Origin of the sequence: Methanococcoides sp. AM1 (assembly GCF_900774055.1) — an archaeon.
In the GTDB taxonomy this organism is placed as follows: Archaea; Halobacteriota; Methanosarcinia; order Methanosarcinales; family Methanosarcinaceae; genus Methanococcoides.
Map to the genome: position 1 here is coordinate 104,655 of NZ_CAAGSW010000003.1, position 12,188 is coordinate 116,842.

A 12,188-nucleotide genomic window follows, 5' to 3' on the forward strand; every position below is an offset into this window, starting at 1 on the left:
ATGTCAGATTGTGGTGTTTTAAAAAGAATCATAAATTTAATTCACTATCTTTTCCTTTTTCGTTTGTCTATCTGACCATTCTTAAAGTAATTTATATATTTTGATGATTTAATTAATTGCTGTAAAATGACAATCAATCAGTGGTAATATGGGAACATGACAATTAAAAATCCAAATGGGCTTTTCCAGAGAACATTTCAAAAACAAACCTCACTCCCCTTCCCACCACTCACAGATCCCCTTAAAATCACAATAATAACAATTTGGCTCCCCATCAACCTCGAAGTCATCCTTCAAGACCCTTGCAACCACAGCATTGATCCCGTCCACCACAGCATCAATCCTCTCCTCATCTACATCCATCATCCGGAGCTCCTGGACCTCGGGGTTGACGTAAAGGAGGCCTGCTTTTACCGGGAGCTTGCCGTACATCTCCTTCACGGCCAGGCAATAGAGGGCTATCTGGACATCGTCCTTCAGCTTGTTCTTTGAGAGGGTGGTTTTGCCGGTCTTGTAGTCGATGACGATGTATTCGCCTTCCGGTGTCCGGTCTACCCTGTCGATGACTCCTCCGAAATGGGCACCGTTCAGGTCGAGGTCGAACCATTCTTCCACTGCAACGGTCTCGTTGGGATTGTCGGCTTCGAAGCGGAACCAGAAGTCCAGCATCTGCTTCATCTTGCCGTGTTCCTGTTGTTCCTGGGTTCTGGAAGGGTAGGCTGCAGGGTCCCAGATGTCATCCAGCAGCTTGTTGGCTGTGGAGATGTCAATGGATTCTCCCTTCATGTCCATTTGGGACAGTTGTTCGTAGACGGAGTGGACGTCTGTACCGACCTGGAAATAGGCCTTCTGCGGAGTGGGTATGTTGAGGACTGTCCCGTACTTGAACTTCAGCGGGCAGTCCTGGTATGTCTTGATCTTGGAAGCCGAGAATCTCATGTTCGGGTCCACAAGTGGCGGGATGTTGTTATCGATGAGGTCCTCCAGTTCCTGCGGTCCTTTCGGGTTGACCTGCAGGAAATCCTTTGCATCAAAGGCAGACAGGTTGCCTTCATCCTCGATCTCCCTCAGCTGGGCGAGGACCACAAGGGATTTCAGGGCCTGCTTTAATTGGCCCTGCTTTGAATACATGCTGAGCATCCGGAGGAACTCGTCCTTTTTCTTCATCAGGGGTGAGACATCCTCCACCTCGCTCTTCCTTTCGAACTGCTCTGCTTCGATATACTCGACCAGCGGATTTGAGGTGTACTCAAGCTGTGTGAGGAACTCGCTCGCAGAGACCTTCCGTTTGTTGCCTTCATACTTCTCAGGGAACACCAGGAAAAGCTCTTCCTTTGCCCTTGTCATGGCAACATAGGCCAGCCTTCTTTCCTCCTCAAGGTGCAGCACCTTTTCATCCACATCCCTCTGCCTGCCCTTTGAGAGCGCTTTTGGCACGGTGAAGGCCTTTCTCCTGTAGGTCAGAGGAAGATGCCTGGTGGCCATGTCGCATACGAACACCACCTTTGCTTCCTTGCCCTTGGACTGGTGGATCGTCATCACCTTAACAGTATCTTCATTACTGGACACTCCCTCGTCCAGGTCAAGCCCGAACACCAGCTCCAGATCCTCAACCACGGTTTCCAGCTCACTGCCGCCATCCACAAGCTCGAGGTCTTCTACAGTGGTGACAAGGGAGTTCAGGATGGAAATGTTCCTTCTGGATACCTGCGTATCCTCCTGCAACTGTGTCCTGTAGAAGTCGGTCTTCTCGGACAGCAGATGCTTCACAGTATCCGATGGCAGGTGGCTCTTCTTGTATTCTATCAGGTCATTGAGCCGGGACACGATGGACCTGATCAGGTCCTTCTGGCTGATGTCAAGCTCGTCAAGGTGGTAGAGCAGCACGGAATATATCCCGTCGCCTGTATCGCTGTCATCCCTGCTTATCTTCAATGCCTGGAGGTTGATCTTCTGCAGGTTGTGCTCGCTCACACCTTCCCTTGACAGTATCTTTGCAAAGGCTATCCCGTTGTTGAAAGGATCAGCTACTACATGGAGGTATGCCATTGCTTCCCTCACCACCGGGAAACGGTTCAGCTGGAGGCTACCGACAAATTCCACAGGGACCATCCTCTGCTTCAATGATTCGCTGAACTTCTTGCCGTCAGCCCTTTTCCGGGTAAGTATGAAGATCTCCCCCGGCCGGACACCGTCATTGATCATGTCCGTGATCTCTTCAGCAACCCACTCTGCCTCGCTCACATCATCAGGTGCCTTGACCACCTTTACCTCACTCTTTTCACCATTGTGGGCTGTGAGTTTCTTCTCCTGCCTCTGCGGGTTGTTCGCGATAAGCTGCTGGGAGAGCTGTACGATCTGGGAGCTTGACCTGTAGTTCTTCTCAAGCGGGATCTTCTCAAGGGAGTGGTAGTATTCCTGCAACTGCTCTATGTTGGCAAGATATGCTCCCCTGAAACGGTATATGCACTGGTCATCGTCAGCCACGCAGGTCAGGTTATTGCCATCTGCGATCAGGTGCACCAGGAACAGCTGTGCAAAGTTGGTGTCCTGGAACTCATCCACGAGAACATAGTCATACCTGGATCTTACCATGTTCCTGACAACATCATTCGTCTCAAGGAGGTTGCAGGCCATGGTGATCATATCGTCATAGTCAAGGAAACCATTGTCACTCTTGTACTGCTGGTAATGCTCATAGAATCTTGCAAGGTCGCTCAGCTTTAACAGGACATCCCTTTCACCTTCGTCGATACTCTCATCTTCCAGTTTCCTGCCTGCATATTCAGCCAGTTCTTCCGGAGATACCAGATGGTCTTTCAGCTGGGATACTCCTTCCAGCAGGCTGGTTATGAGGTCGTATGGCTGTGTAGGGATGGCAAGGTTCTGGAAATCGAAGGAATCGATGTTCTTGATCCCCCAGACGTGGGAGTGTTCCTTTGAGATCAGCTTTGCGTTCTGGTTTATGCCAAGGTACAGGGAGAACTCACGTATCAGGTCGTTGCAGAATGAGTGGAAAGTGGAGACTGTGATGCCAGATCCGACGCCTATCTTGTTCTCGATCCTCTCCTGCATCTCTCCGGCTGCTTTTTCGGAGAAGGTGAGTGCCAGTATCTTTTCCGGGGAGAGGTTGTTTTCGGTGAGATCGACCACTTTCTCTGTGATTGTGAATGTCTTTCCTGAGCCGGGGCCGGCGAGGATCAGGAGTGGGCCTTCGGTATATGTGACTGCTTTGAGTTGGTCCGGGTTGAGTTTGGTGGATGGCAAGATCGGGTACCCCTTTGTAGTTCTGGTTTGGAAAATGTTCTATAAGGGGTTACAGATTTTAGGAGTGTTATAGTTTGCTATTTTGTCTTGGGAGTTGAGTTTATTTCCAGCGTTTGATCTGTGTACCAGCTTTCATTAATATCCTCATATATGAAGCAAAATTCCAATAGTGACTACCCGTTCACTCCAAATTTACATATAAATGAAAAGTTTTAGGAAAGGCTAAATTATTACCAAAACACGTATATAAGTTAACACTGTTCATCCCGCATCTAATACCTCAGGCAACAATATAATCCTACGAGTTTTTGAAATGGAATCGAATAACATCTCCCTAAAAAATAAGATCCTTCTTTATGTCATCCTGGGTGCTTTTTTAGTGCTATCTGTATCTGCAATAGTTAGTATTTCTACAGTAATATCTCAGCAGGAGGAAATGGCATATCAGCAGTCCATAGAACTTACCAAGAACTACGCAAATTATTTCGATGGTAATACAAGAACAAACCAGGGTATTGTTAAAACGATTTCAACAACAATGAGTAATTATGAGTCAGCTGATAGGGATGAGGTGAATTATATACTAAAGGGCTTACTTTTGGAGAACCCTCAACTGGTTGGAGTTTATGTTGGCTATGAACCCAATGCTTTTGACGGGAAGGATGCTGAATTCATAGGAGCGGAAGGCCATGATGAGACCGGAAGGTTTGTACCATACTGGAACACGATAAACGGCCCGATAAGTGTTGAGCCTCTGGTAGATTATGAAACATCAGAATATTACCAGGGTCCAAAGAAACTCAAACAAAACGTGGTCACAGAACCTTACCTTTACCAGGGAATACTGATGGTAAGCTATGATTCTCCTATTCTCAGGAATGGTGAGTTTGTTGGGGTCGGCGGGGTTGATGTGTCTCTCAATTATTTTGATGAGGTCGTTTCTGATGTTGCTGCTTTTGAGAGCGGTTATGCTTTTATTACAAGTAATAGCGGAATGCTGTTGTCACATCCTGAGCATAAGGAGTGGATCGGGACAAAGACGTTAAATGACTTTGGTGTTCCGGAGTTCTCTGAGATGGCAACCGAGATCAGGGATGGTAAGAGAGGATACATCGAAACAATTGACCCTGACACAGGCAGAGAAGTTGTAATGTTCTATGAGCCTATAAATGAAGGAACCTATAGTTTTGTGCTCTGTGCTCCAAAAGATGAGATGCTTGCTGGAGCAACGATCTTGCGGGATAGGCTGATATCTATGTCACTATTTTCAATTATTCTCGTGGGTGGGATTGCTTATATGGTTGCACGCTCGACAGACCAAACCATCAAAAAAATGCTAAACGATTTTAAATTGATATCCGACAATGCATTGACCGGAAATTTTGATACAAGGGCTGATACCGATGTACAGGTCGATTTTAAGAAGATCCCTCTGAGCCTCAATCAAATACTGGACAATATGAGCAAGCTTACAAAGGACAATGAAAAAGCAATGAATGCATTGTTGTATGCAAAAATTGAAGCTGAAAATGCAAATCGTACTAAGAGTGAATTCATCTCAAATATGAGCCATGAGCTAAGAACTCCTCTTACTTTGATCATTGGTTTTTCGGATATACTTGATAGTGAAAATTATGGCTCTTTGAACGAACATCAAAAGAAATATACATCTGATGTTCTTAGAAATGCAAATCATCTTTTGGAGCTGATCAGTGATCTTTTGGATTTCTCAAATATTGAACTCGGGACGATGGAACTTCATATTAATGAATTCGTTGCACACGATGCTATTGATGAAATAGAAGCATTGATGATACCGATCGCATCAGAGAAGGATATTGACCTGAAATATAGCATCGATATTGAAGTGTCTACCATAAAAGCAGACATGATAAAATTCAAGCAGGTTCTTTACAACCTCGTGAACAATGCCATTAAGTTCACAGATCAAAGAGGAGAGGTTACTATTGGAGGAATAATCTCAGAGGACCTTGTGCATATTTATGTAAAGGACAACGGCATCGGCATTTCACCAGAGAATCAGAATAAACTGTTCAACCCTTTCTATCAGGTTGATTCTTCAAATACCAGAGAGTATGGGGGCACCGGGCTTGGCCTTGCACTTGTCAGGAAATTTGTTGAAATGCACGGTGGTAAGGTATGGGTGGAGAGTAAATTAGGCGAAGGCAGTACGTTCACATTTACAATTCCAATAGGACAAATGGTTGATGAGGATTGATGGCACGTATACCGGGTAGTTCTCTGATTTCCACTCAATATCACAAAACCCACAATTTACGCCAGGTTCATATCCTCCTGGTTTTACCTCTACAAAGTAACGGGTCGAACCGAGTTGTTCATAAAATTATGCAATTCAGACCTTATTTGCTTTTCCAGTAGTGTTGAACGTTTCATAGTTCTGATCTCCTTTATTCATTTGATAGCGGTTTAGGCAGGATCTTTACAGTGGCAGTTTTACACTTTTATTCATATATGGGTCACACCTTTTATTGCATCATATTTTACAAAAACAGAATACAAAAAATGGTGTATGTATTAACCAAAGCGTTTAAACATCGCAAATAGTATTAACTTTGAAGTAACTACAGTACACCAGAACCCTAATTAGGAGAATTAAAAAATGGTCTTAAAGACACTTCCATTCACAAAGGAACAGATACTGGAGATAAAAGGACAGTACCCGACCCCTTTCCACGTATATGACGAGAAAGCAATAAGGGAGAATGCAAGAAAGCTCAAGGATGCTTTCAGCATTCTCGAAGGATTCACAGAATTCTTTGCTGTCAAAGCATTACCAAACCCATATATTCTGAAGATACTGAAAAGCGAGGGCTTCGGTGCTGATTGCAGCTCATTACCTGAATTACTTCTTTCTGAGATGTCCGGTATCGTTGGTGAGGACATAATGTTCAGCTCAAATGACACTCCTGCAGAAGAGTTCGTCAAGGCAAAAGAGCTCGGTGCTATCATCAACCTCGATGACATCAGCCACATCGATTTCCTTGAAGAGACGGCTGGACTTCCTGAACTTGTATGTTTCAGGTTCAACCCGGGTACTCTAAAGAAAGGCAATGCCATCATTGGAAATCCGGAAGAGGCAAAATACGGTTTTACAAGGGAACAGCTCTTTGAAGGATACAGGATGCTCAAAGAGAAAGGTGTCAAGCGCTTCGGACTGCACACAATGGTAGCATCTAATGAACTGGACCCATCTTACTTTGTCGAGACCGCAAGGTTGCTTTTCGAGACAATTGTCGAGATATCAAAGGAGCTTGACATCCGCTTCGATTTCGTGAACCTTGGTGGCGGTATTGGAATACCTTACATGCCGGATCAGGAAGCTGTTCCATACGATGTCATTGCAAAGGGTGTCAAAGAGGAATATGATGCAAAGATCAAGGCCAATGGACTTGACCCGCTGAAGATCTACCTTGAGTGTGGTCGAACCATCACAGGTCCGTATGGCTACCTTGTTACTGAGGTAAGACATCTCAAGAACATCTACAAGGATTATGTAGGAACTGATGCCTGTATGGCAAACCTCATGAGGCCTGGTCTCTATGGTGCATATCATCACATAACAGTTCTTGGAAAGGAAGACCAGCCTGAAACACACAAGTATGATGTTACAGGTTCCCTTTGTGAGAACAATGATAAGTTTGCCATTGACAGGATGCTTCCCGAGATCGAGCGTGGTGACCTGCTTGCGATCCACGACACTGGTGCTCATGGTCATGCAATGGGATTCAATTACAACGGTAAGCTCCGCTCTGCTGAACTTCTGTTAAGGGAAGATGGCAGTTTTGCCCAGATAAGAAGGGCAGAAACGATCGAAGATCACTTTGTAACCCTTGACCTTGAGGGCCTCGGGGACTTCAGTTAAGAAAAGAACTTTAGTTCTGAAGCATATTTTGGAACGGAGATCTCCTTTCAAAATATGCTCTTCTTTTTTCTATAAATTGCATTCATCTTATTGCATTCTGTAGTGAAACTCTTATTAAGTTCAAAGTCTCTTTTTATTATTGATGACTGCTAAGGACGTTCCTATATTTGTGATACAGAAGCATCATGCACGCAACCTTCACTATGACCTGCGTCTTGAGATGGATGGTGTTCTCAAAAGCTGGGCGATCCCTAAGGAACCTCCGACTGTAGAAGGGGTCAAGAGGCTTGCCATACAGACCGATGATCATGCAATTGAATATGCTGACTTTGAAGGCACGATACCCGAAGGCAACTATGGTGCCGGCAAGGTCGAGATATGGGATCACGGTATCCTTGAACCAGAGATAATCAAAGAAAAAGAGATCGTTTTCAGTTTGTCAGGTGAAAAAATGAAAGGTAAGTTCGTCCTGGTAAAGACGAACTTCGGGAAAGCTAAGAATAGCTGGCTCTTCTTTAAGAAAAAAGAATAAACCTTTTATTTTCATTACTTGAGAGCTGCTTTTATACTGTTATTCTCATTGGCATCATACCATCTGTCAGGAACCTTGTATGTAATACTGGGGTCGTATTCCTGAGGCAGGAAGAACTTTGTTCCCCTGTCATCAAGTGCCTCTACAAATCCCGGATCAATAGATTCCAGTTTATTTTTCTCATTTTCTGCTGATACTGATTCTCCGATCCTGTAGTGTGCAAATCTCTTGTTATAGAGCACAGAAGTTGATCTGGGATCTATCTCCAATGCTTTTTCATAGTATCCAATTGCTCCTTCCACATCTCCGAGAATATTGGCAATAAAGCCTCGATTGTACCATGCAGAGATCGAATTGGGTTGCAGTTCAAGTGCCTTAGCATAGAAGTCTGATGATGCAACGTAACTGCTTGTCAGGTAAGCAGCAGTTCCTTTATTGTACCATGCAGCAGCATTATTTGGTTCGATCTCGAGAACCTTATCATAGTAGTACATTGCACCATTATAATCTCCGCTCATATAGAGGTCAAATCCCTTCATGCTAAGTGCTTTTGTGTCCGCAGGATCATTTGCAAGTATGCTGTCATAACAGTTGATAGCATTTCCATAAAGACCATTGTTCTCATATGCTTCCCCTAGTTTGTAAAGAGCAGCAGAGTCATTGATATTAATGGCAAGTATCAGATCATAGGATGCGATGGCATCCTCAACCTTTCCAGACTTTTCGAATGCAAGAGCCTGTGCAAATATTACTTCGACGTTCTGAGGATCGGTTTCCAGCACTTTTTCATAGGATAAGATCGCATCGTCGTAGTTCCCATTTTTATAGGATGTTTCTCCACGATAGTACCAGCCTTCAAGGTTTTCGGGTTCTAACTTCAAAAGCTCATTATAATATGTCAATGAATTATCATAAAGCTCAAGATTTTCGTATGAACGTGCTATCATGAACAATGAAGTTGCATCCTGTGGGTTGATCCTGAGAACATTATCATAGGACTCAATTGCATGGTAATGATCCCCGATGTTGCTATAATCCTGTGCAAGATAGAACCATGCATCACGGTTGTTAACATCAAGTTCAACTGCTATTCTGTAATTTTCAATAGCTTCAACTTGTCTTTTCAACATATCATATGTTCTTCCCCTCATGACCCACATATTGCTGGAATTGGGATCTATCAGGATAGCTTTATTGTATGAACTTAAAGCGGCTGAATAGTCACCGGTATTTAAAAGGGTATTTCCCTGAGCAAACCATGCATCCTCTGCATGGGGTTCAACACCTATCATATCAACATCTGAAGACTCTATACTATTGGTATCGACTGGATCGTAGTAGCCGTTCCCATTATCAAGATCCACGACACTGAACATTTCCATCAAGCCTGGTCCGACAAAATAACTTCTGACGGATGGAATGCTTGAAGAACTGTTTATCCTCTCCATTTTGCTGGTAGTTACCTGCACCTGCGTGTTTAAGGCTGAATTTGATGGTTCAAGTGTCAAAGCTTCCTGATAAATATCAATAGCTTCCTGATAATTACCATTTTTTGCCAGCACTCTTCCTTTTCTATAATAAGCATCAATAAAGTCGGGTTTCTGTTCGCTGACCATTTCATAAGCGATGATCGCTTGATCATATTCTTCGAGATGATCAAGGTCAAGTCCAAGTGCATACCATGCAAGAGTTAACTCCGGTTCGATGTCAACAGCTTTTCTGTAGCAATAGACAGCTTCGTTATACCTGTCGAGTTTATCAAGATCAAAACCCTTCTGGTACCATGCCTTTGAACACGAAGAGTCTTTTTTCAGAGCTGCAGTGTAGGATTCTATAGCTTCATCATACATACCCAATTCGTCAAGAGCAACTGCTTTGTTATACCAGACAGTGGGATGTTTTGTTTCAAGTTCAAGTGCTTTGTCAAAACTTTCAACGGCCTTTTCATATTGTCCCTGTTTTAGGTAGATCGAACCCTTATCAAACCACAATTTTGTTGAATCCATACTAAAATCGGGTGTTTGATCATAGCAGTTTTCCTCTCTGCTGGTGTTCAATTGTGCAATAGCAGGATATTGTAAGTATATCTTTGCAATGGTGTCGGGATCATTACCCAAAGCTTTATCGTAGCTAATAATGGCTTCATCATATCTTCCAAGACTGTCAAGGACAATCCCTTTGTTTTGCCAGGCTTTTGTATTGTCAGGATCAAGCTGGATCACCTGCCCGTAACTTATTAATGCATCCTGATATTTTCCAGTTGATTCGAATGCTTCACCGAGTTTTAACCATGCATCTATGTTGTAAGGGTCAAGTTCAACAACTTTCTGATACGCTTTTATTGACAGTTCAGTTTCACCAAGGATCGCATAGGCCTGTGAGGCGCTCCACCATGCATCACTGTTCTTCGGATCGAATTTACTGACCATACTATATGCTTCAATTGCCTTTTCATATTCTCCAAGGCTGTCATATGCCTGACCTTTGTGGTACCATATGGTCGTATTATCCGGATCGATCGTCAAAGCTTCATCATATAGTTCGATAGATCTGGACATCTTTCCATCTTCTGCATAATCTATAGCTTTCATATAGATGTAGGACGAGCGCTCCATTTGCAGCTCAAGGAAACTTCCATAGATCTTCATTGCTTCATCGTGTTCACCGATGCTGTCCAATGCCTTTGCCTTGTGATAAAGTACAGTTGCTTCTTCTGAGCTCATATCTTCTGTTGTCTCAGATATTGTCATGGAAGCATTTACTTTAGTGGAATTATTTGATCCACCTGGCTTTGTCAGGTATTTTTCGATCGAGACCAGTGCCTGATCATATATTGAAATAGCAGACTGGTAGTCCCCTTTTTCAGAAAATGCCATGCCTTTTTTGGTAAGCGTTGGTACATGATCAGGTTGAAGTTCCAGTATCATGTCATAATATTCTACTGCTTTATCGTACTCCCCAAGAAGGTAATATGTTGAGGCTTTATTATCAAGAGCTTCAACGTAATCAGGTTCAATCTCGAGGGCCATATCGTATTTGACCAGTGCTTCTTCATAGCTTCCGTTCAACGTTAAAGCAGATCCTTCTTCATTCAGCTCTCTGGCATCAAAGCTCAGACTTTGAGCCTGAAGGCCAAATCCTGAGATCAGAACGATAACAATTAGTACACTTAGAATGGATCCTTTGACCACCATATTTTAACCCATTAAAATCATTTTTTAATTCAGAAACCAGATATTTTTTTTGTATCTAGTAAGTTAATAGCATCAATTTCGTTTTTATTAGTAAATTTTATCCATATCCTTTTAACTTGTCTTTTCTTTCAAGGTCTTATTTAGATTAGAGCTATTCACTAACTTTTATGATAACATGAAAATAGCTCTAACACAAATAAAGTTTTCCATTAATCAGATTTTCTTGTCTTCTTTTATATATTCATTTAATCATTTGATCCGTCAAAGATATCTTCATAAGCATCTGTCCAGTGCAACTGTGATCCACCTGCAATGAACATTGCTACTGCTATGGCTTCGGCGATCTCTTCCTCTGTTGCACCGTTTTCCTTTGCTCTTTCAGAATGTATCTTCACACATTTCTCACATCTCATAAGAACTGCAGATGCGACTGCTATAAGTTCCTTGACTTTCAAGTCAAGTGAATTTTTCCTGAATATTGCTGAACGCATGTCTCCAAAAGCCTTAGAAGCTTCTGGTAAATTGTCATCTAAAAATGTCATTATCTCTCTCCCTGGTCAATTTTATCGAATACAATTGCATTATCACTTATCAGAAGAACGGTTAATTTTGTAAACAAGCCATACATGGTCTTTCTCCAGTTCCTCACATTTTAACAGTTCTAGTTCGATAGGCTTTGTCTTCCTGATATTGGCAAACAAGGTATCGGTTCCTTTCCCTGTCAAAAGGGGCATCACGATCAGGCTGATTTCGTCTACCAGATCCTCTTCGAGCAATGCTCCGTTAAGGCTGCTTCCGCTGTCGACCAGAACTTTTCCTGCCTTGTACTTTTTACTAAGCAGTTCGAGTGCTTCTTTAAGGTCAACGTGTTCTTTACCGGTTACAATGAAGTCGTAGTCTCTTTCTTTAAGATATTCCAGGTATTCCTCTGGCGTTGATCCTGATACAAGTACGATCACATCCCGGCACATATCGAATCTTCGGAACACATGTAGTGATCCTTTCAGAATACCCTTTGAGTCAATGATAGCCCATATTGGGATCGTGCTTTCTCTTTCAGTTTTCCTGAGATCGGCATCCTCTTCCGATGGAACCCCACCAAACATTTCGATCCCGGTCTTTGCAGTGTTTGCTCCTACAAGGTGAATGTCTTCTCCAAAGCTTACCGCTGTTCCATAATGGATTCCCATATCGACCTCGATGTCCTGAAATGAGCCATCAAGGCTAATGGAATTATGTATTATTACCTTTGGCTTTGCCATGTAACCCCATAGTTACATTGTTCTCTTCA

At 43.0% G+C, this 12,188-nt stretch carries 7 protein-coding genes; 3 read left to right on the plus strand and 4 right to left on the minus strand.

Translation table 11 applies throughout. The annotated features are described in order from the left end of the window. Positions 1-210 precede the first annotated feature (210 nt). The gene (locus tag E7X57_RS05625; protein ID WP_135611484.1) at positions 211-3,267 is read right to left on the minus strand and encodes an ATP-dependent DNA helicase; all 3,057 of its coding nucleotides are present in this window, start codon (positions 3,265-3,267) and stop codon (positions 211-213) included. A gap of 379 nt (positions 3,268-3,646) precedes the next feature. Between E7X57_RS05625 and E7X57_RS05630 the strand changes: the two genes are divergently transcribed. The 3 genes from E7X57_RS05630 (at position 3,647) to E7X57_RS05640 (ending at position 7,703) form a co-directional block, all read left to right on the plus strand. Then, positions 3,647-5,506: a sensor histidine kinase gene (locus E7X57_RS05630; protein WP_244603610.1), complete on the plus strand. Its 1,860-nt coding sequence runs from the start codon at positions 3,647-3,649 to the stop codon at positions 5,504-5,506. A gap of 402 nt (positions 5,507-5,908) precedes the next feature. Then, a complete protein-coding gene (locus E7X57_RS05635) occupies positions 5,909-7,171 on the plus strand; it encodes a diaminopimelate decarboxylase (protein WP_135611490.1) in 1,263 nt (420 codons plus the stop codon). A 142-nt stretch (positions 7,172-7,313) separates the two neighbouring features. Next, the gene (locus E7X57_RS05640) at positions 7,314-7,703 is read left to right on the plus strand and encodes a DNA polymerase ligase N-terminal domain-containing protein (RefSeq protein ID WP_135611493.1); all 390 of its coding nucleotides are present in this window, start codon (positions 7,314-7,316) and stop codon (positions 7,701-7,703) included. A 14-nt stretch (positions 7,704-7,717) separates the two neighbouring features. On the opposite strand, the gene E7X57_RS05645 is transcribed toward E7X57_RS05640, so the two are convergent. The 3 genes from E7X57_RS05645 to E7X57_RS05655 all read right to left on the minus strand — a co-directional run bounded on the left by E7X57_RS05645 (position 7,718) and on the right by E7X57_RS05655 (position 12,159). Continuing rightward, the gene (locus tag E7X57_RS05645) at positions 7,718-10,897 is read right to left on the minus strand and encodes a tetratricopeptide repeat protein (protein ID WP_135611496.1); all 3,180 of its coding nucleotides are present in this window, start codon (positions 10,895-10,897) and stop codon (positions 7,718-7,720) included. Between the two features lie 245 nt (positions 10,898-11,142). Next, a complete protein-coding gene (locus E7X57_RS05650) occupies positions 11,143-11,439 on the minus strand; it encodes a carboxymuconolactone decarboxylase family protein (RefSeq protein WP_135611499.1) in 297 nt (98 codons plus the stop codon). Between the two features lie 42 nt (positions 11,440-11,481). Next, positions 11,482-12,159 (minus strand): RibD family protein, encoded by a 678-nt coding sequence (locus E7X57_RS05655; RefSeq protein ID WP_135611502.1) that lies wholly within the window; start codon positions 12,157-12,159, stop codon positions 11,482-11,484. Positions 12,160-12,188: the final 29 nt, after the last annotated feature.